The 20,927-nt window shown below is 71.9% G+C and carries 15 protein-coding genes and 2 pseudogenes; 9 read left to right on the plus strand and 8 right to left on the minus strand.

The features are described 5' to 3' along the window. Positions 1-107 precede the first annotated feature (107 nt). From Pflav_RS39690 to Pflav_RS39700, 3 genes and pseudogenes are all read left to right on the plus strand, one after another. A pseudogene (locus Pflav_RS39690) lies at positions 108-706 on the plus strand (acyltransferase). A 4-nt stretch (positions 707-710) separates the two neighbouring features. Further along, a complete protein-coding gene (locus tag Pflav_RS39695) occupies positions 711-1,796 on the plus strand; it encodes a hypothetical protein (protein WP_173041680.1) in 1,086 nt (361 codons plus the stop codon). Between the two features lie 42 nt (positions 1,797-1,838). Continuing rightward, positions 1,839-2,591: an FkbM family methyltransferase gene (locus Pflav_RS39700; RefSeq protein ID WP_173041681.1), complete on the plus strand. Its 753-nt coding sequence runs from the start codon at positions 1,839-1,841 to the stop codon at positions 2,589-2,591. 111 nt (positions 2,592-2,702) lie between these two features. Here the strand turns inward: Pflav_RS39700 and Pflav_RS39705 are convergent, their stop codons facing one another. The 8 genes and pseudogenes from Pflav_RS39705 to mce form a co-directional block, all read right to left on the minus strand. Continuing rightward, positions 2,703-3,992: a hypothetical protein gene (locus Pflav_RS39705; protein WP_173041682.1), complete on the minus strand. Its 1,290-nt coding sequence runs from the start codon at positions 3,990-3,992 to the stop codon at positions 2,703-2,705. After that, on the minus strand, positions 3,989-5,014 hold the full coding sequence (locus tag Pflav_RS39710) for an NAD-dependent epimerase/dehydratase family protein (protein WP_173041683.1): 1,026 nt from the start codon (positions 5,012-5,014) through the stop codon (positions 3,989-3,991). Before Pflav_RS39710 ends, Pflav_RS39705 begins: the two co-directional genes overlap by 4 nt. A 12-nt stretch (positions 5,015-5,026) precedes the next feature. Continuing rightward, positions 5,027-5,818 (minus strand): glycosyltransferase family 2 protein, encoded by a 792-nt coding sequence (locus tag Pflav_RS39715; RefSeq protein ID WP_173041684.1) that lies wholly within the window; start codon positions 5,816-5,818, stop codon positions 5,027-5,029. After that, the gene (locus Pflav_RS39720; protein ID WP_173042903.1) at positions 5,815-7,014 is read right to left on the minus strand and encodes a nucleotide sugar dehydrogenase; all 1,200 of its coding nucleotides are present in this window, start codon (positions 7,012-7,014) and stop codon (positions 5,815-5,817) included. Before Pflav_RS39720 ends, Pflav_RS39715 begins: the two co-directional genes overlap by 4 nt. A gap of 148 nt (positions 7,015-7,162) precedes the next feature. Next, positions 7,163-7,459: pseudogene (locus Pflav_RS39725) on the minus strand (AI-2E family transporter); the annotation flags it as partial. 164 nt (positions 7,460-7,623) lie between these two features. Beyond that, positions 7,624-9,087: a coiled-coil domain-containing protein gene (locus tag Pflav_RS39730; protein ID WP_173041685.1), complete on the minus strand. Its 1,464-nt coding sequence runs from the start codon at positions 9,085-9,087 to the stop codon at positions 7,624-7,626. A gap of 261 nt (positions 9,088-9,348) precedes the next feature. Beyond that, a complete protein-coding gene (locus Pflav_RS39735; protein ID WP_173041686.1) occupies positions 9,349-10,602 on the minus strand; it encodes a DivIVA domain-containing protein in 1,254 nt (417 codons plus the stop codon). Between the two features lie 157 nt (positions 10,603-10,759). Next, the gene (gene mce / locus Pflav_RS39740; RefSeq protein WP_173041687.1) at positions 10,760-11,236 is read right to left on the minus strand and encodes a methylmalonyl-CoA epimerase; all 477 of its coding nucleotides are present in this window, start codon (positions 11,234-11,236) and stop codon (positions 10,760-10,762) included. Between the two features lie 51 nt (positions 11,237-11,287). Here mce and Pflav_RS39745 point away from each other — a divergent pair, with 51 nt between their 5' ends. The 6 genes from Pflav_RS39745 to Pflav_RS39770 all read left to right on the plus strand — a co-directional run bounded on the left by Pflav_RS39745 (position 11,288) and on the right by Pflav_RS39770 (position 20,899). Further along, a complete protein-coding gene (locus Pflav_RS39745; protein ID WP_173041688.1) occupies positions 11,288-12,469 on the plus strand; it encodes an acetyl-CoA C-acetyltransferase in 1,182 nt (393 codons plus the stop codon). A 36-nt stretch (positions 12,470-12,505) separates the two neighbouring features. After that, positions 12,506-13,162 carry an ABC transporter ATP-binding protein gene (locus Pflav_RS39750; protein ID WP_173041689.1) on the plus strand — a complete coding sequence of 219 codons (657 nt, stop codon included), beginning with the start codon at positions 12,506-12,508 and terminating at the stop codon, positions 13,160-13,162. A gap of 88 nt (positions 13,163-13,250) precedes the next feature. Further along, positions 13,251-13,988: an Asp23/Gls24 family envelope stress response protein gene (locus Pflav_RS43000; protein WP_180201301.1), complete on the plus strand. Its 738-nt coding sequence runs from the start codon at positions 13,251-13,253 to the stop codon at positions 13,986-13,988. A gap of 5 nt (positions 13,989-13,993) precedes the next feature. Next, positions 13,994-14,836 (plus strand): ABC transporter ATP-binding protein, encoded by an 843-nt coding sequence (locus Pflav_RS39760; protein ID WP_173041690.1) that lies wholly within the window; start codon positions 13,994-13,996, stop codon positions 14,834-14,836. 58 nt (positions 14,837-14,894) lie between these two features. Then, the gene (locus Pflav_RS39765; RefSeq protein WP_173041691.1) at positions 14,895-17,897 is read left to right on the plus strand and encodes an ABC transporter permease; all 3,003 of its coding nucleotides are present in this window, start codon (positions 14,895-14,897) and stop codon (positions 17,895-17,897) included. Beyond that, positions 17,894-20,899, plus strand: coding sequence for a hypothetical protein (locus tag Pflav_RS39770; protein WP_173041692.1), 3,006 nt, complete (start codon positions 17,894-17,896; stop codon positions 20,897-20,899). Before Pflav_RS39765 ends, Pflav_RS39770 begins: the two co-directional genes overlap by 4 nt. Positions 20,900-20,927: the final 28 nt, after the last annotated feature.

Here is a 20,927-nt window from a genome sequence, read left to right on the forward strand (position 1 = left end):
TAGCCGACACCAAGCGGCATGGCGGCAACAATAGGCTGTCGCGGTTGCCTCCTGTGTGGCCGCGTCGCGGCTACCTGCCTAGACGCCTAGACGTAAGGATCCGCACCATGGCCCACTCCGGCGCGCAGGTCGCGCCGAGCGCTGATGTGGACGAGCGCGCCACGATCGGCGACGGCAGCAAGATCTGGCACCTGGCTCAGGTGCGGGAAGATGCCCAGGTCGGACGCAATTGCGTGATTGGCCGCGGGGCGTACGTCGGACCCGGAGTCCGCCTCGGCGACAACGTCAAGCTGCAAAACTATGCCCTCGTGTACGAGCCGGCCCAGCTCGCCGACGGGGTCTTCATCGGACCCGCGGTGGTGCTCACCAACGACGAGTACCCGCGGGCCGTCACCCCGAGGGTCGTCTCAAGGGCGGCGACGACTGGACGGCGGTCGGTGTCGTTATCGGGGAAGGTGCCGCGATCGGCGCCCGCGCCGTCTGCGTGGCACCGGTCAGCATCGGCCGGTGGGCACTCGTCGCCGCGGGTGCCGTGGTGACCAAGGACGTTCCGGACTTCGCGCTCGTCGTCGGCGTGCCCGCCCGTCGTGTGGGCTGGGTGGGTCGCGCGGGCGAGCCACTGGTGGCCAAGGGTGAAGGGCGCTTCGTCTGTCCCCGGACCGGCACTGAGTACCTTGAGTCTGCCGGCCTGCTTACGGAGGTATAGGTAAATGGCGATCCTCGGCTCCAGACGTAGCCGGCTGGTGCTCGGCGCGGTGGCGCTCCTGCTGATCGGCGGAGGCGCTGTCGCCATCGTCACCCAGTCTGACTCCGTGTGGGACCGGTCCCGCGCCGAGCCGGCTTCCCAGCCGGTCGACGACGCCGCGACCGCGGGCGAGCCGACTACCTCGGCGGCCGCCGCCACCCCCTCCGCCACGCCGACTCCTTCGGCATCGCCGTCGCCCTCGCCCAGCCCGACGCCCTCCGCGAGCAAGAGCTCGAAGCCGGCTACGGCAGCTGGCGTCGACGGGCCGTCGGCCTGCCCGCCGTTCCCCGCGTTCCCGGACGAAAACTGCACCGGCTGGAAGCACACCGGCGTCAAGCTGAAGAACTGCAACGGTGACATCCGCAAGAACAACGCGGTCCTCGACAGCTGCTTCTTCCCGCAGGACCTCAAAATCGTCGCGAAGAACGTCACCATCAAGCGCTCGCACGTTCACGGCTCGGTCTACGCGTCGTACATGACCGACTGGGACTTCCAGGGCCTGACGATGATCGACGTCGAGGTCGAGGACGAGGGCAACACAAGCCCCGACCGCGCGGCGATCGGCGGCCCCAACTTCACCTGCATCCGGTGCCACGTGCACAACACGGGTACGGGGATCAGCATGGGCGGCAACGTCACGATCAAGGACTCGTACGCGCACGACTTCACGTACACCGACGGCGCGCACCAGGCCGCCGCGGGTGCCAACGGCGGGGCCAACCTGACGCTCATCCACAACAACCTGGAGTGCGCCCGGACCAACGTGAGCGCCGACAAGCAGGGCTGCTCCTCCGCGCTGTCGCTCTACGACGAGCCGACCATCAAGAACGTGCTGGTCGAGAAGAACCTCTTCAACACCGCGGGCGGCTACTGCACGTACGGCGGCGGGCCCAACGGCACCGACATCCGGTACATCGACAACCGGTTCGGCACGAAGTTCAACAAGAGCTGCGGGAGCTACGGTCCGGTGGCGGCCTGGCACGGGAACAACTCCGGCAACGTGTGGAAGGGCAACGCCTGGCAGGGCACCAACAAGGCGCTCAATCCCTGACACCCCGCGAGACCCCGGCGCGGGGCGCGGTAGCGTCTGGGCATGCTTGACCGTGCCTGGGGGATCGCGCGATCCCTGGTGATCTATCACGGCCAGCCGGCCAAGCACCGGCGGATGCGGCTGCTGTACGCGCAGTTTCTCGGGCCGGGCGACATCGGCTTCGACATCGGCGCCCATGTGGGGAGCCGGGTGCGCGCCTGGCGCAAGCTTGGCGCGCGTGTCGTAGCCGTGGAGCCCCAGCCCGACTGCCTGCGGGTGCTCCGCCTGTTCTTCGCCCGGGACAAGGGCGTCACGATCTTCCCGGGCGCGGTCGGCGCCGAGCCGGGCACCGCCCGCCTGGCGCTCTCCAGCGCGACCCCGACCGTCTCGTCGATGTCCACCGACTGGATGGAGTCGGTGTCGGCGGACAGCAGCTTCCGCAAGGTGCGCTGGGACCGCTCGGTCGAGGTCCAGGTCGCCACGCTCGACGAGCTGATCGCGACACACGGCGAGCCCGCCTTCTGCAAAATCGACGTGGAGGGCTTCGAGGCCGAGGTGCTGGCCGGCCTCAGTCGCCCGGTCCGCGCACTCTCGTTCGAGTACCTGCCGTCCGCGTACGACGCGTCGATCGCCGTGCTGGAGCTGGTCGACAAGCTCGGCGCCACCGCCGGCGGCTACCGCTACAACTACTCGCCCGTGGAGACCTCACGGCTGGTCAGCGACAAGTGGCTGGACGCCGCCGAGCTGCGCCAGCTGATGGACCGCCTCCGCCCCCTAGGCCGCTCCGGCGACGTCTACGCCCGCCTCTCACCCTGAAGCCCTTAAGCCCTTAGAAGATCCGAGCTACCGCGACGCCCGCCGTGGTCCAGACCGCGGTCTGGACCACCGCGGACGTCGCGGTAGCTCAGGTCTTTCGTCGTTGGATCTTTAGCGGACGTAGTCGCAGGGGACGCGGACCTGCCATGGCGGGGTCTGGTCGCGCGGGGTGATCGGCACGGTGGCCTGGTCGGTGGTGGCGCAGGCGGTGCGGGCACGGTCTAGCTCGTCGCTCCACAAGGGGCCGTCCGCGCGGGTGTTGTCGACGCGGAGGTTGACCGCGGCCACCAGGGCGAGCAGCGCGGTCAGGGCGTACAGCGGGACGCGCGAGCCGGCCGGCTGTAGCAGTGCGACCAGCGCGGTGACCACGAGCATCGCGGGCGCCACGGCGTAGCGCGGGGTCGCCGTGCCGGAGAGCAGCACCGGCACCATGTAGAGCGCGGCCGCGTGCAGCCCGGCCACCACGGCGAGGGTCCAGGCCGGGCGGGTGCGGCGGGTGTACGCGACGAGGAGCGCCGCGCCCACCACCAGCCAGGCAATCGCGGCCAGTGCGACCCAGCGGGTGTCGACGTCGTCGCCGAGCCAGCGTTCGCCGATCAGCGGGGCAGGCACCGCGCGGAGCAGGAAGCCGGTGACGGCGAGGACCGGGTCGGGGGTGAGCTCCCGCTCGCTCGAGCCGCTCAGCAGGCCGGCGAACTGGATGAGCAGGCCCGCACCGAGCCCACCGGTCAGCGCGATGCCGTGCCACTCGCGGCGGGCCTCGCCGTCCGGCCGGCGCAGGACGCGCCACAGGGCGAGCGGGACGAAGACGACGGCCACGATGTCGCTGGCCGCCACGAGGAACGTCACCGCCACGGCCAGCGCGCGGCCGGCGGGTCGGGACGGTGTCCAGACAAGCATCCAGAAGAGCGCGTACAGGCCGTACCAGTGGAAGTTGGCGATGGAGTTGAGCACATCGCCCTGCGCGACCGGGACGACCACGACGACGGCCGAGACGAGTACGCGGGAGAGCGTGCCGGTGAGGTGGCTGCCGCTGGCCACGTACACGAGCACGGCCAGCAGCGACACCGCCAGCGCCGCCTGGAGCGCCAGCACCGTCGAGACGGCGCCGGCCGGGAAGAGCAGCGCGATCGCGGCCATCAGGCGGGGTACGACGTGGAAGTAGCCGGCGTACGACGTGAGAAGCGCGTCGAACGGGCCCTGGCGCACCGCCTCGGCGAGGAAGATGCCGCCGTCCTCGGCCCAGATCGTGTCGAGCGCGCCAGCACCCGGCTGCCGCAGGAGACCGAGCGCGGTGCCAGCGGCGACGGCGGCCGCGCCGATGGCGACTCCCCGCCAGCGGGCCGGGCGGGCGGTCTCCACCCGCGCCGGCGCCGCGAACAGGGTCTCCGTGATGGTCACAGCCGTCCGTCGTGTACGGCCTGGGTGACCCAGGGGATGACCTCGTCGAGCATCGTGTCGAGGCTGGTGGTGGCCTCGAACCCGAGCACCTCACGGGCCTTGGTCACGTCCGGGACCCGCTTTTGCACGTCGTACTCGAACGGGTCGTCCGACACGTACCGGAACGGCACGTCCGGGCCCTTGATCTTCCGCCAGATCACCTCGGCCAACTCCAGCACCGTGGTCGACTCCGCGGTCGAGAGGTTGAAGTCCTCGTTCACCGCCGCCGGGTGCTCCATCGCGACCACGATCCCGGCCGCCAGGTCAGCGCCGTAGGTGTAGTGCCGTACCTGGTTGCCCTCGCCCAGGATGTGCAGCGGGTCCTGCCCCTTGACGATCTTCTGCACCAGGTCCGGGACCACGTGCGACATCGCCAGCTTCACATTCCCCGACAGCACCTCGGCCTCACCCAACGCGCGGCCCTCACCGATGCCGACACAGTTGAACGGCCGCACGATCGTGTACGGCAGCTTGTACTGCTCCCACGCCGCCCGCGCGTAGTACTCCACCGCCAACTTCTGAAACCCGTACGACGACAACGGCGGCGGCACCTGCCGCTCGTCACCCTCCGCGGAGGGCCAGTGCGTCGTCGACTCGAACACCATCGACGACGACATGTACGTCACCTTCGACAGCCGGCCGTCCCGGTGCGCGGCGATCGCGGCGTCACACGACGCGGCCATGATCCGCTCATTCGTCGCCAGCAGGTCGTAGGCGTAGGCGTGGAAGTAGGAGATCCCACCGATCATCGCCGCACCCGCGATGAAATGATCACAGTCCGCGGCCAACTCGGTCACCAACGCGGTGTCCCGGGCATCACCCTCGACGAACCGGTACCCCGGATTGTCGTCGTAGCTGTGCGTCACCGGCCCATACTTCGAAAAGTTGTCCAACCCGACCACCTCATGGCCACGGCGAAGCAACTCCTCCACCACGTAACCACCGATGAACCCGGCCGAACCGGTAACCAGAACCTTTGACACGAGAATGTGCTCCTAGCTGAGTGACGCGGGGACTGACGGTGCGGAAACGGCCTCAAGCTCGACCTGGCGTGCCCGGCGCTTGGCGATCTGCTCCATGGTGAGCTTGCGCCCGTACGCGAACCGGTACCACCGCAGGTACGACGGCAGGAACCGGCCCAGGTCGAAGTGGGACTCGCCGAGCTGGCGGTCCAGCCAGATGGTCGGGATCTCGGCGACCGGCAGGCGCAGTCGCCCCGCCTTGGCGGTCAACTCCAGCCCGATCTCGAAACCGGTACGCGACTCGATCCCCACCTTGCGCACGAACTCCGTGTCGTACGCCTTGAAACTGTTCGTCGCATCACGAGTGCCAACGCGGGTGAACCCGTACAGGGTGCGGCCTGCCCAGCGCGACATCATCCGCTTGAGCCGCGGCCCACCGACCTGCTGCCCGCCCGGCATGTACCGCGACGCGGCGGCCACCACGACCCCGCGCTCGACCAAGCGGGCAAGGTCGTCGATCTGCCGCGGGTCGTCGCATCCGTCCGCCATCGTCACCACGGTGACCGGCGCGCGGGCCGCGTCGATGCCGAAGCGGATCGCGTTCGCCGGGCCCCGCCCGTACGTGTTGAGCACCGGCCGCACCTGCGGGTGCGACTCGGCGATCCGCAGCGCGTACGGCACGGTGGTGTCCTCGGGCATGTCGTGCACGAGAAGGATCTCGCTCGGGAGCATGACCTCGCGCAGGATGCGCTCCATGCACCGGATGATCGCTTCGCCCTCGTTGTAGACCGGGATGACGACAGAGATCCGCGGCGTGATGCTCATACCCGGACGCCTTGGCCGGTCAGGCCCCACATGTCCACCACCGGCGTCGCCGTCTCCAGCTCCGCGTACTCCTTGTGCGGGCAGGCGATCACCAGCAGATCCGCCTTCGCCAACACCTCATCCAACGGCAGGAACCGCTCGTCCTTGATGTGCGGATCCGTGCACAGCGTCTCCCGCGCCTTCAACGACAAGATCTTCCGCAGCTTGTAGGCGAGGGACTCACGCGGGTCGTCGCTGCCACCCTTGAACGCCATACCCAGGATCCCGACCGTCATCGACGACAGGTCGTAGCTGTCCTCCAACCGCGACACCAGGTACAACGGCAGACCCTCATTGATAAGCATCGCCGAATGACCGAGCACGAAGTTGTTTCGGTTGAACGCCGCCAACTGCATCGTGTCCTTGAACAGACACGGCCCCGCCGCAAACCCCGGCATCGGCAAATCCGCCGCCCGCGGATAATCGAACGTGATCGCATGCCGAATCCGGGCAAAATCCAACCCGAAATCGTTCGCCATCATCCAAAACTGATTCGCCGTCGCGAACTTGATGTACCGCCACGTATTCGTGAACAGCTTCGCCAGCTCAGCCTCCTCAGGCTCGAGCGGCACGATCTGGTCGGTCAGATTGCGGAAGAACTTCTCGGCGCGACCGACCACATCGGGCGTACGCGCGGAGACGATCTGCGGCAGGTCGAAAAGCTCGGTGAGCGCCTTGCCCTCGGCGATCCGCTCGGGGCAAAAGGCCACGTCGACGCCGACGCCGAGGCCGGCGAGGAGCTTTTCGGTCAGCGCGGTCACACCTGGGTAGACGGTGGAGCGCAGGATCACGAGCTGGCCGTCGCGCAGGTGCTCGGCGCACCGCTCCAGCGCCCGCGGCACCGCGCCGAGGTCAGGGTTGAGGTGCTCGTCGACCGGCGTACCGACCACGACAACGACGTGCTCGGCGGCGGCGACGCTCGCCGGGTCGGTCGTGGCGACCAACCGGCCCGCGCCGACCACCTCGGTGAGCAGCGGGGCGGCCCCCTCCTCGTCGAACGGCATGACGCCGTCGTTGACCGTCGCCACCGCGGCCGCGTTGATGTCGTACAGCGTCACGGAGAGCCCGCGCGAGGCGAGCGCGATGCCGAGTGGCAGGCCCACCCGTCCGCATCCTCCGACGATCACCGCGTCCCGAGAAAACTGATGTGCCCGCACAGGCGCCCCTCCCGCTGAGCGTGCCGAAGCCGAAGAAAAACAAAGACCGCCAGACGGGTCCAGCGAACTGCTAGATGCTATGAAAACCCGTTGCCGGTCCGATTCGACTGTCTGGAACGTGACAGGGGTACCGGCCGACCGGGTGGACTCAGCGCTCCTGCTGGCGAGGAACCACAACCTCACGCAGGATGAGCTGTACCGCGGCGACCGCTGGGATGGCGACGAGAGTGCCGATGACACCGAAGAGGGCGGCGCCGAGCAGGGCCGCCACGATCGCCGCGACGTCGCTGACTTCCACCGAACGGCGCATCACCTTCGGGTAGATCAGATAGTTTTCCACCTGCTGATAGATGGTGAAGAAGACTATGCAGGCGATCCCGACGGTGAGCGAGTTGGCGAAGCCGACAAGGCTGACAACGACCGCGCCCAGCGTCGCCCCGATCTGGCGGAACACCGTGCCGAACACAAGCGAGGCTCCACCGAGGACGCCACCGAGCGCGCGGGTGATGTTGTCCGCGGTGACCGCCGAGGACGCGCGCTCGATGATGTTGTACCGGTCGTTGTGGCGCGACCCGGCGGCGGGCTCGTACGGCGAGGGTGAGGAAAGGGTCAGCCGACCCTCTGGGGAGTCTCCGTCCGCTCCTCAGCGGACTCCTCGGCGTCGGGCTTCTCAGCGCCCTCGGCGCCGGACTCGCCGTCCGTGAGGCCGGCGCTCACCACCTGGGTCTTCTCCGAATCGGACTCGGCGGCGAGCGGCTCGCTCACCTCGGCAGCGGCGTCGCTGGCCTTCTTGACCGTCACCTTTGCCTCGATCACCTTGCGCTCGGCCTCCTCAGTCGTGCGCTGCGCGTCGGAGAGCCGCTGCCGCTCGGCGGCGAGCTGCGCCTGTACCTCATTGAGCGTGCGCCGGAACTGGTCGCCCTCCTGGCGGGTCGCCACCGTCTGCTGCTTGACCTCGGCGAGCGCCTGCTGGGCCTGTGCCACCTGATCCTGCACGTCGCCGAGGAGGTGGCCGGCGGCGGCGGTCTCTTTCTGCGTCGAAGCGAGGTGCGACTGCGTCGCGGCGAGGTGGGCCTGCGCCGTCGCGGCCTGCTCCTCGGTCCTGCGCCGGATGTCCAAGGCGTGCTCTTCGGCATCCCGCCGGACCGTGGCGGCCTGCTCCTCGACCTGGCGCCGGACCTCGGTCGCGTAGCGCTCGGCCTCGGCACTCCGCGCGGCGACCTGCTGCTCGATGTTTGCCCGCCACTGCGTGAACTCCTGCTCGGCCGCCGCCCGCCGCTGGGAGAACTCCTGCTCGGCCGCCGTCCGCCGCTGCGTGAACTCGCGGTCGAAGTCGGCCTGGCGCTGGTTGATCTCCTGCTCGACGCTCCCGCGCCACTGGGCCAGCTCTTGCTGGGCCTGGCCGCGCACGGACTGGACGAACGCCTCGGTCTCCGCCCGGGACCGCTCGGCGAACTCAGTCGCCTCCGCGCTCAGCCGCTGCGCCTCATGGCGCGCGTGTGCCAGCCCGGCCTCCGCCTCGGCGCGCATCCGGTGCGCCTCCTGGCGTGCGTGTGTCAGCCCGGCCTCCGCCTCGGTGCGCATCTGGGCGGCCTGGTCGCGCGTGCTCCCCAGGATCGCCTCGGCCTGCTCCTGCGCCTGGGCCACCGCCGCCTCAGCGGTGGCGCGGCGCTCCGCGGAGGCCTTTTCCTCGTCGGAGCGGCGGGCGGCCAGCGCGATCTCGAAGTCGCGCACCGCGTCGGCGGCGCGTGCCCGTGCCTCTAGCAGCGCCCGATCCGCCTCGGCCCGCCGCTCGGCGAGCTCCTCGCCGGCACTGTCCAGGATCGCCTCGGCCTGCTCCTCCGCCATCGCCAGGATCTGCTCCACCCGGGGCCCGAGGTGGCGAAACGAGATCTTGTCGACGGTCGCCGCCTGGCGCCGCACATTGACCACTTCGGCCTGTAGCTGCTCCACCTGGGCGGCCAGGCTCTGGATCTGCGCGTAAGCCTGCTCGCGCTCTGTGGCGAGCGTGGCTATCTCTCCCTCGGCGCGAGCGACGTAGCGGTCTACCTGGCGTTTGTCGTAGCCCCGCATGGCCGACTCGAAAGTCGGCTCCGCCGACACACCATCACTCAGACCAAAGAGCTCTCCGCCGTGCGACATGCCACCCATCCTCACACGCTCGGCTGAACGGCGCCTGGATACACACCATTCGGCCGAGGGACGCGCGCCACTACCACCGTGCGGGGTGAGGAGGACGCCAACGCAGGCCGCACCGGCGAACCGGTACGGCCTGCGATCGGTCGCATCTGCCCCGCGATGCCGTGACCCTACTCAGCTGTCAGGACCGCGGCCTCAGCTCGCCGCACCCGCGTTGACGCGCTCGCCGTCGCCCTTGCCGGACTTGTCGTCCGCCTTGGCCGCCTGCGGCGCCGTGGGCACGATGCCCGCGAGGCCGGACAGCATCTGGCCGAGCTGAGCGGTGACCGCGTCCTTCTGGCGGGTGAGGTCTTCGACCTCGCGCCGTGCTGCCTGGGTGGTGAGCTCGGCCTCGGTGCGGGCCTCGCTGACGAGACGGTGCGACTCGGCACGGGCCTCGTTGAGGGTCTTTTCCGCCAGGGCCTTGGCCTTGTCGATCGTCTCGCTGGCGTTGCGCTCGGACTCGACCCGGCGGGCCTCGGCGCGCTGCTCGATCTCCTTGGCCCGATCTTCGGCGGCGCGGGCGCGCTCCTCGGCCTCGGCGACAAGCTTCTGCGTCTGGGCCACCTGGGCGGCGTGCCGCTCGGACTCCTCGCGCTCCGACTTCTCGCGGCGCTCGGCGAGCTCCAGCGCGAGTGCCTGGAGGTCCTTGTCGCGCTTGTCGCGGGCGTCGGTCAGCAGCTTGGTCGCCTCGGCGCGCTTTTCCTCGGCCTCACGGGCGGCCTTGGCCCGGAGCTGGGTGATCTCCCGCTCGGCGGTGGCGCGCAGGGTGGCGACCTCACGCTCCACGGTGGACTTGAGCTCGGCCACCTCGTGCGCGGTGACCGTGCGCAGCTGCTTGGTCTCGCGGTCGGCGTCGGCGCGCAGCGTGTCGGCCTCGCGGCGGGCCTGCACGCGAACCTCGGCGGCCTCGCGCTCGGAGGCGGTGCGCACCTGGCCGGCCTCACGCTCGGCGGTCGCCTTCATCGCGGCGGCCTCGGCGCGCGCCTTGTCAGTGATCTCGCGAGCCTCCAGGCGCGCGGCGGACAGGATGCCCTCCGACTCGCGCTTGGCCTCGCCGCGGTGGTCGTTGGCCTGCTCCTCGGCCAGCCGCAGGATCTGCTCGACCCGCGTGCCCAGACCGGAAAGGGTCGGCCGGCTGTTTTCCTCGAGCTGCTTGTTGGTGTCGGTGAGCTTCTGCTCGAGCGAGCCGAGGCGCTGCTCGGCCTGACGGAGCCGGCGCTGCGCATCGTTCATACGCTGCTCGGCCTCGCCGCGGGCCTGCTCGGACTGGGTCAGAGCGGCACTGAGCCGGCCGACGAAGTCGTCGACCTGCCCACGGTCGTACCCCCGTAGGACGACGGTGAAGTCATGTTGCGAGTTCGCGTTTTCGAAGAACGCGAGGGAGGACTGCTGCTGCTGCTGGGGCATTGGGACATACTGGCAGACTCACCGGGGGGCTTCGCAAGGCCGTACGGCCCCATGTCGTCCCCACTTATAAGGTCATCTTTTCGGGTGAATGAGGATGTGATCACCGCTCCCGGAAGCGGTTGATCCCAGCCTTGAAAGTGGACAGTGGCCGTGGATTTCAGGAGCCAGTCCGCGGCGGCTCGACGAGCTCGACGAGGATCCCGCCCGCGTCCTTCGGGTGTACGAAGTTGATCCGCGAGCCACCGGTACCCCGCAGCGGCTCGTCGTACAGCAGGCGCATGCCCCGCTCGCGCAGCCGCGCGCTGGCCGCCTCGACGTCCGTCACTGTGTACGCCACCTGCTGCACGCCCGGCCCGTGCCGCTCCAGGAACTTCGCGATCGTGGACGTTGGCGAGAGCGGCGCCAGGAGCTGGAGCTGCCCACCGGACGGGTCCGGGCCGACCGCGAGCATGGCCTCCTCGACACCCTGCTGCTCGTTCGTCTCCCGGCATACGCAGCGCATGCCGAAGACCCGCGCGTAGAAGTCGATGGCCTCGTCGAGGTCGGCCACCGCTACGCCGACGTGGTCGATACGAAGCAGGCCGATGCCTGTGACATAGTCGGCAACGGGCTCACCGTGGTCGCGCTCAGTCATAGCGTTAGTCTGACCGAACGACCGTTAAGTAGGTACGGGAGGGTGAGCAAAATGACCGGCTCCGTGATCGTGAGTGGCGCGCGTACGCCGATGGGTCGCCTGCTCGGCAACCTCAAGGACTTTCCGGCCACGGCGCTCGGCGGCTTCGCCATCCGGGCGGCGCTGGAGCGGGCCGGGGTCGCCCCCGAGCAGGTGCAGTACGTGATCATGGGACAGGTGCTCCAGGCCGGCGCCGGCCAGATCCCCGCGCGCCAGGCCGCGGTCAACGCCGGCATCCCGATGACCGTACCCGCGCTGACGGTGAACAAGGTCTGCCTCTCCGGCCTCGACGCGATCGCGCTCGCCGACCAGCTGATCCGGGCCGGCGAGTTCGACATCGTGGTCGCCGGCGGCATGGAGTCGATGACCAACGCGCCGCACCTGCTCGTCGGGCAGCGCCAGGGATACAAGTACGGCGACGTGGTGATCCGCGACCACATGGCGCTGGACGGCCTCACCGACCCGTGGGACGCCTGCTCGATGGGCGAGTCGACCGAGCGGCACGGCACGCGGTACGGCGTCAGCCGCGAGGAGCAGGACGCCTTCTCCGCGGCCAGTCACCAGCGCGCGGCGGCGGCACAGAAGAACGGTGCGTTCGCCGACGAGATCGCGCCGGTCGAGGTGCCGCAGCGGAAGGGCGACCCGATCGTGATCGCGGAGGACGAGGGCATCCGGCCGGACGCCACGGTCGAGTCGCTGGGCAAGCTGCGGCCCGCGTTCGCCAAGGACGGCACGATCACCGCGGCCAGCTCGTCGCCGATCTCCGACGGCGCGGCCGCGGTCGTGGTCATGAGCAAGGCGAAGGCCGAGGAGCTGGGTCTGTCCTGGCTGGCCGAGATCGGCGCGCACGGCAACGTGGCCGGCCCCGACAACTCGCTGCACCTCCAGCCGGCCAACGCGATCGAGCAGGCGCTCGGCAAGGCCGGCATGAGCGTGGCCGACCTCGACCTCATCGAGATCAACGAGGCGTTCGCGCAGGTCGGCGTCGCCTCCACCCGCCAGCTCGGGGTCAGCCCCGACATCGTCAACGTCAACGGCGGCGCGATCGCGCTGGGCCACCCGATCGGCATGTCCGGCGCCCGCCTTGTACTCACGCTTGCCCTTGAGCTCAAGCGGCGCGGCGGCGGCACAGGCGCGGCGGCTCTCTGCGGCGGCGGCGGCCAGGGCGACGCTCTCATCATCAAGGTCCCGTAGTCCGGCGCCGCGGCCTCACTTGGCTACTCTCTTCCCGTGGGTACGACGGTGGTGGTCGATGGGCTCTCGGTCGCGTACGGGCGGGGCGAGCCGGTCCTGCGCGACGTCTCTGTCAGTGCGGAGCCCGGCCGGGTGCTCGCGGTAACCGGCCCCTCGGGCGCGGGCAAGACCACGCTGCTCTCGGCGATGGCCGGCCTGCTCCCACCCGCGGCGGGCAGCGTGACCGTCGACGGGCAGGCGCTGCGCGACCGTGACCACGCGGTCGCCCGGGGCGTCGTGCTCGTCCCGCAGGACAATGGGCTCGCCGCGATCCTGACCGCTGGCGAAAACCTCCAGGTCGCGCTCATCGCCACCGGGGTCTCCCCGGCCGAGGCGCGGCGGCTGACCGCGGCCGCGCTGGAGCGGCTCGGGCTGGCCGGGCAGACCGACCAGCTCGTCGAGGAGCTCTCCGGCGGCCAGCAGCAGCGCACCGCGATCGCGCGCGGGCTGGCGCTCGGCGGCGGAGTGCTGCTCGCCGACGAGGTGACCAGCGAGCTGGACGCGGCCAACCGGCAGCGGGTGCTCGAGCTGCTGCACGACGAGGCCGGGCGGGGCGCGGCGGTGGTCTTCGCTACGCACGACCCAGAAGCGGCGGCCTCTTGTGACGCCGAGCTGCATCTCGTCGACGGCCGCGCGGAGCTTGTACGCGCCTAATAACGGGGCGTCACGGCACTCCCCGCGTTCGCCTGTGGCGGGTACGCTCCGGTCGCAGCGGCCCGCCAGTGACACAGGGGGAGAAGTCATGACTGACGTAGCGGCTCACGTGCCGGCGCAGCGCCAGGAGAGCACACCCGACGAGACGGCCGCCCAGGCACCCGTGGCCACCCCGACCGCGTCCCCGGCCACGCCGGCCCCCTCGGCGGCTCCCGCGGTCCCGGCTGAGACCCCCGCGGCCACCACGCCGGCCCCGACTCCCGCTCCCGAGGCCGAGAGCAACGGCGCCGCCGCCAAGGTCAGCGAGAAGATCAGCGACGCGGTGGACCGGGCCGGCGACGCGGTCGAGCGGGCCACAGCGGCATCCGGGCGGGTCGCGTCGCAGGTTGTCGAGCGGCTGCGCAACAACGCCGAGCTCGCCGCGGAGCGGGGCACCACCTCGATCGCCGACGAGGTGGTCGAGAAGATCGCCGGCATCGCCACCCGCGAGGTGCCGGGCGTATATGACCTGGGTGGCGACGTCGCCCGCTTCTTCGCCAACGTCAAGGAGCGGATCGGCCTCGGCGACGCCGACGAGGACGCCGACCGGGGCATGTCGGTGCGGCTGGAGGGGCGCACCGCGGTCATCAACATCACCCTCGTGATCGAGTACGGCTTCGTGGTGCACTCCGTGACCGAGAAGGTCCGCGCCAAGGTGATCAGCTCGGTGGAAAACCTGCTCGGGCTCGAGGTCACCGAGGTGAATATCCGGGTCGACGACGTACACGTGGAGGACGCCGGCCCGGTCGGCGGCGACGAGGCCCGGGCCGCCGGCTACCAGCCGTAGCAGCCATGACTGGACTCGCGGTCGCCTGCCGGCGGGTGGTGCACATCTACCGGGCCGAGGGTGGCGACGTGGTGGCGCTCTCCGGCGTCGACCTCTCCATCAACCCGGGCGAGATGCTCGCACTCGTCGGCCCGTCCGGCTCCGGCAAGTCCACGCTTGTCGCGCTGCTCGGCGGCCTGATGCGTCCGTCCGCGGGGCGGGTCAGCGTCGGCACGTACGACCTGGGCAAGCTCACCGACGCGGAGATCTCCCGGCTGCGCGGTACCGAGATCGGCGTGGTGCTACAGGGCGCGGCGCGCAACCTGTTGCCGTACGCGACGCTGCACCGCAACGTCTGGCTGGCCCAGCGCCGCGCGGCCCGTACCGCCGGTATCGAGTTGGACGACCCGGAGCGGATCCTCGACCTGGTCGGGCTGCGGGGCAAGGCGAACGCGAAGATCGGCGACCTGCCACCCGGCGCCCGGCAGCGGGCCGCGCTCGCGGTGGGCATCGCCGCGTCGCCCGGGCTGCTGCTCGTCGACGAGCCGACAAGCCAGCTCGACACCCACGGCCGCGACGAGGTGCTCGGCGCGCTGGAGACGGTCAACGCGGAGCGCGGTACCACGATCGTGGTCGTGACCCACGACGCCGAGGTCGGCGCGCGGCTCGGGCGGGCGGTGACGATCCGCGACGGGCGGGTGGGCGCCGAGGGGCGCGACGGGCAGGACTTCGCGGTGGTGGCCGGCGACGGCACGATCCAGCTGCCGCCCGAGGTGCTCGGCGAGTTTCCACCCGGCACGCTCTTCACGGTCGACCATGTCGACGGTTCGGTCACCCTTGTGGTGGGCGGTAGCCAGACCGAATCGTGACCTTGGAAGGCCGCTCGCGGGATCGAATTCGATCGCATCCCCGGTTTAAGGTCTCCGCATGCTTGCGGTGGTGCTTGGCGCGATCCGGGCACGCCGGGCGCAGGCTGCCACGCTGTTCCTGCTGACCGCGCTCGCCGTCGCCGCCGCGACCGCCGCCCCGTGGTATGTGGTCTCCGCCGCCCGCTCGGTCGCGATCGCCGACGTCACCGGCGCCCCGGCGGTTCAGCGCGTCGTGCTGGCCACCGCGCGGGTGGAGACCCGCCCGGACGCGGACGCCGCCGTGCGGGCCGAGGCGGGCCGCATCGTCGACATCCGCGGCGGCAGCGGCACCGCGTCGGTGCGGGTCTCCGGCCAGCTGGTGTACGAGGGTGGTGGGCAGGCGGCCACCGTCGCCTTCCGCGACGAGATGTGCGCGCACCTCACGCTCGTGGGTGCCTGCCCCACCGCGGCCGGCGAGGCGCTGGTCAGCGACCGTACGGCGAGCGGCTTCGGGCTGGCGGCGGGCGACACGGTCACGTTCGCGGTGGCCGGCAAGTCCCCGGTCAAGCTGCGGGTCACCGGCACCTACCAGGTCCGCGACCCGCTCGGCCCCTACTGGGCGGCCAGCGTCCTGGGCCGCGCGTCCGGTACCGACACGGCCGCCGGCGCCGGTGACCCGGTCTTCACGACGGCCGAGACGGTGGCCTCGACCCAGGTGGCGGAGCTGTTCGCGGAGTACCACGTGGTGGTCCCGGTCGAGGCGTACCTGGGGCTCGACGGCTACGACCTGGCCGCCGAGATCGACCGCCAGCAGGACCAGGCCGGCGCCCAGTGGCGGGTGGAGAGCCGAGCGCCGGCGCTGGTGAGCCGGGTCGAGCGCGAGCAGTGGCTGGTCAACCTCGGCGTGAGCATCGCGGCGGTGCAGCTGCTGCTGCTCTGCTGGTTCGCGCTCTTCTTCGCCGTGCGGCACAGCGCCGAGCAGCGCCGCCCCGATATCGGCTGGCTCAAGCTCCGCGGCGGGGCACGGTGGCGGGTGTGGGCGCTGGTGTTCCAGCAGAGCGTGCTGCCGATGCTGGCCGGGGCGGTCGCCGGCGCCGCCGCCGGCTTCGGCCTCGCCCGCCTGCTCGGCGAGGTCGACCCCGACCGGGTGGGCTACGCCACCACACTCTCACTGGCCGCCGGGGGCGCGGCGGTCCTGGGCGCGCTTGTCGCCGCCGTGGCCGCCGACCGGGGCGGGATGGGCGCCGGCGTCATCGACCTGCTCCGCCACGTGCCCGCGCGGCGCCGCGGGTGGCGGGCCGACGTGCTTGACCTCATCGTGGTTGTCGTCGCCGTGGCCGGGGTCTACCAGGCGTATGTCACCGACCGCGACCCTGGCGAGTCGACTGGCCTGGTGCTCGTCGCGTCCGCGCTGGTCGGGCTCGCCGTCGCGCTTGTCGCGGCCCGCGCGATCGGGCCGCTGGCCGTGCGGGTCGGCCACCGCGCGCTGCGGGCTGGGCGGCTCCCGCTGGCGATGGCCGCGACGCACCTGGCCCGGCGGCCCGGCACGCACCGGGTGTTCGCGCTGCTCGCGGTCTCCGTCGCGCTGCTCGGGTCGGCCGCCAGCGGGTGGTCGGCCGCGGCCACCGCGCGGGAGGAGCGGGCGACCCACGACGTCGGTGCCGACCGCGTGATCACCGTCCAGGCGCTCAGCCGCGCCCATCTGCTGGCCGCCGTCCGGGCCGCCGACCCCTCGGGCACGCAGGCCGCCGCCGTCGTGCTCAATGGGACGGGCGAGGCCGGGAAGGTGGTGCTCGCCGTCGACAGCGAGCGGTTCGCGCGGGTCGCCAGCTGGCAGGAGGAGTACGGGCCACAGCTACCCGATCTGCTCCGGCAGCTGCGGCCCGAGGCACCGGAGCCGGTGTACCTCGGCGACGGGCAGCTTGTGCTGGACGCCGAGGTGGTCGGCGAGGGTGGCCCGGTCGGTGCCCTCGTGCACCTGGTGAGCGCCGGCGGCACCCCGTTGACCGTCAACTTTGGACAGTTGGCGGCCGGCCGCCGGCCGTACCATATGGATCTTTCCGGTTGTGGCGGTGCATGCCGGCTGGCCGCGATCGAGCTGGCCACCCCCGCGGCGGTCGGCGACACCCCGGCGGACCGCACGGTGCGGATCCATGACCTGACCGACGGCGGCGCCCCGGTGGCCGCGCTGGCCGACGCGAGCCGGTGGCGCGGCCCGGTCCGGGGCGACGTGCGTGGCCCCACGGTCGCCGCGGCCGCTGGCGCCCTGGAGCTGACGACGCCGCCTCAGGTCACGACGACCGGTGTCACCCGCACGGGCCGGGTCTACATTGTCGACTCGCCGGTGCCGCTGCCGGTGGCGCACACCCGCCTCGCCCCACCGAGCGGGCCATCCGGGGATCCACGGCTCTCCCTCTTCGGCGGCGAGGAGGTGCCGGTGCGCTTCGCCGGCGTGGTGACCGCGCTGCCGCAGGTGGCGGAGCGGGGTTATCTCGTCGACCTGGAGTACGCGGACCGCCTCACCCTCGACCCCGGCCTTGGCGACGAGGCGCAGGTGTGGCTGGCCCCCGGCGCGCCGGACAGCGTCGTCGACCGCCTGCGCGAGCAGGGGTTGGCCACGTTCGCCGACGACTCGATCGGCTCTGCCCTCGACCAGTACGGGGAGCAGGGCCCGCCGCTCGCCCTCCGTTTCCAGCTCCTGGCCGGCGCGCTCGGCGTGCTGCTCGCCGCGCTCGCGCTGGCCGTGGCCGCGGCGGTGGAGCGGCCCGACCGCTCGGCCGAGCTGTCCGCGTTGCGCGCGCAAGGGCTGTCGCTGCGGGCGGTACGGCTTATCGCATACGGCGGGTACGCGGTGCTGGTGCTCGCCGGCGTGGTGATCGGCATCGCGGCGGCGGCGCTCGGTGGGACGCTGGTCGAGGCGGCGGTACCGGTGTTCGTCGACGACTGGGCCGTGCTCCCGGTACCCACCGGCCCGCAGGCGCCCGCGCTGCTCGTGGCCGCGCTGGGCGGGCTCGTCGTGCTCGGGGCGACCGGCGCGGTGGCCGCCGGACAGTTGGTACGGGCGACGGGTGGTCGCACATGATCGCGCTGGTGTTCGCCATGCTCGCCGCCCGCCGGGTGCAGGCCGTCACGGTGCTGCTGCTCAGCCTCTTCGCCACCGGCGCGGCCGTGGCCGGACCGACCTACCTGCGCGCGGTCGACCGCGCGGTGGCGCAGACCGAGGTGGGCGAGTCGGACCGGATGGAGCAGACGATCAGCGTCTCCGCGTTCGTGGGCGAAGAGGAGGAGATCACCGCGGAGGGCTTCGACTCGGTCGTACCGCGGACCCTCGACGTGGACCGGTTCGAGGTTGTCTATTCGACGACCTTCGTGGTGCTCGGCGTGGAGCCCGGCCCGACCATCTCCCGGCTCGTATTCCGCTCCGACGTCTGCCCCCACCTGCGGATAGTCGCCGGGCGGTGCCTGATGGGGGCCGGCGAGACGGTGATCGGCGAGAGCACCGCGCGCCGGCTTGGCCTGGCGCCGGGTGGCACGATCACCATCACCTGGGCCACCTACAGCGAGCCGACCCTTCGCTGGGTGCCAGCCGGCGTGCCGACCAAGCTCGCCGTCGTCGGCGTCTACCAGCCGCTCGACGTCGCGGACGGCTACTGGGGACGGTCGGGGTACTTCGCGCCCGGCAGCCCCGACAGCGAGCGCGAGCCGCTCCTTGTCAACCGGCAGACCGCCGACGGCGTCGACCACGGCCAGGACATGCGGGTCGTGGAAGCGGTGCCGGGGCCGGGCGCGCTCGACGCCGACCACCTCGACGAGGTCCGCGCCGACGTCGCCGACCTGCGCGGTGAGCTGGTCGGCGCCGGGGGCGGGTCATCCGTGTTCTTCGCCCAGCTCGCCACCGAGCTCGACGGGCTGCTCGACCGCATCGACCGGTCCCAGGCGCTGGCCCGCCGGGTGGTGCCGGTGGCCGCGGTACCGCTCGTCGGGCTCTGCTGGTTCGTCATCTTCCTCGCCGTGGCGTATGGCACCGCCGGTCGCCGCCACGAGCTGGGCCTTGTCGCCCTCCGCGGCGCCCGCCGGCCGGTGCGCTGGTGGCTGAGCGCGGGCGAGAGCACGCTCGCGATCCTGGCCGGTGCCCCGCTCGGGTACCTGGTCGGCACGCTCGCGGTCTGGCTGGTGGCCCGCGCCCGCTTCGGCGGCGGCGAGCTGACCCTCTCCGCGGACGCGTTGCCGTACGCCGCCCTCGCCACCGCCGGTGCCCTGCTGGCCGCCCTGCTCGCCCAGCGGCAGCAGCTCGCCAGCCCGGTCGCCGACCTGCTCCGCCGGGTGCCGGCCCGTACCGGCACGTGGCGCTCCACCGCGGTCGAGGCGATCGTCGTGGTACTCGCCGTGGTGGCGGTCTTCCAGCTGCGCGGCTTCGAGGGCGAGCTTGTGGGGCTGTCCCTGCTCGTACCGTCCCTTGTCGCGGTCGCCATCGCGCTCGTGGCCGCCCGGCTGCTCATGCCGCTGGCCGGCCGGCTCGGCACCCGCGCGCTGCGCCGTGGCCGGCTGGGCGTCGCCCTCGGCGCGCTGCACGTGACCCGCCGCCCCGGCAGCCACCGCCTCTTCGTGCTGCTGGCGGTGGCGGTGTCGCTGCTCGGCTTCGCCGCGATGGCGGTCGACGTCGCGTCCCGCTCCCGCGCCGAGCGGGCCAGTGTGGAGACCGGTGCCGACCGCGTGGTCACAGTCCTGCCGGTCGACGCGGGCAAGCTGCTCGCCGCGGTGCGCGAGGTCGACCCCGACGGGCGGTACGCGATGGCCGCCGCCGTGGTGCCCCCGGCCACCCCCGCGGGCCGCCCGATGCTGGCGGTGGACACGACGCGGCTGGAGCGGGTCGCGGTGTGGCGGCCGGAGTTCGGGCCGAGCCCCGGCGACGTGACCCGGCTGCTGCGGCCGGCCACCGCCGAGCCGTACGTGCTGCGCGGCACCCGCGTCACCGCCGTCCTCGACAACCCCGGCCAGACCGAGGGGCGGCTGCGGCTCGCCGTGTCGCTGCGGCCGCTCGACGGAAGCCCGACAGAACGGATGACGTTCGGCGTGCTCGACCCGGGCGTCCACACGTACACGGCGGAGGTGGGCGCTTGCGCCGCCGGCTGCCGCCTGCTCGGCTTCGACGCCATCTACGAGCGGAGCGGATCGGAGAAGACCTCCATGGTCATCCGCGAGCTGCCCGGCCTCGTCTCCGCCGAGCAGCTGGCCACGAGCGGGTGGAAGGGTGTCTTCGAGGGCGACATCACTTCCGGGCCGGGCGGGCTCACGGTCAGCGCGACCGCGTCCGGCGCGCGGCAGGAGACCTGGGTGCTGCCGCCGGACGTGCCGACTCCGCTGCCCGTGGTGCCGGTCGGTCAGCTCCCGGACTCGGTGGCGCTGACCGGGCTCGACGCCGACCGGCCCGTCCCGCGGGTCGTCAGCGAGGCGACCACGCTGCCCCGGCTCGGCGCGCACGGGCTGCTGACCGATCTGGAGTACCTCGAACGCCAGACCCTCGGCGCCACGCGACTCACCCAGCCGCAGGTCTGGCTCCGCCCGGACGCCCCGGCCGGGGTCGCCGACCGCCTCGCCGAGCAGGGCCTGGTGGTCACGGGCGACGACACGGTGGCCGAGGCGCGGGCGCTGCTCGACAAGCGGGCGCCGGCGCTGGCGATCTGGTTCCACCTGCTCGCTGCCGGGTTCGCGGTGCTGCTCGGGCTCGGCGGCCTCGCTCTGATGGCGGCCGTCGACCGGCGGCGGAGCACCGAGGACATGCGCGCACTGCGCCTCCAGGGCCTGCCCGCGCGGGTGGTGGGCCGGGCGGCACTGTGGAGCTACCTGCCGGTGGTCGCGGCCGCGCTGGTCACCGGGGCGGTGGCGGCGGTCGCGGCGTGGTGGCTGGCCGGCGGCTACCTGCCCGTGTTCGTGGACGACTCGCTCGTACTGCGGTTGCCGCGCTGGCCGTCGCCCTCGGCCGCGGCGCTGCCGGCGCTTATCGCCGCACTTGGCTTCACCGCCGCCGCCGTAGGTGTGTCGGTGGTGCTCCGCAGGTCCGCCGAAAAGCGTTCTTTGGGGTGAGCTTGTTGCTGCGCTGGGTGGGTTCGCG

The organism is Phytohabitans flavus (assembly GCF_011764545.1).
In the GTDB taxonomy this organism is placed as follows: domain Bacteria; phylum Actinomycetota; class Actinomycetes; order Mycobacteriales; family Micromonosporaceae; genus Phytohabitans; species Phytohabitans flavus.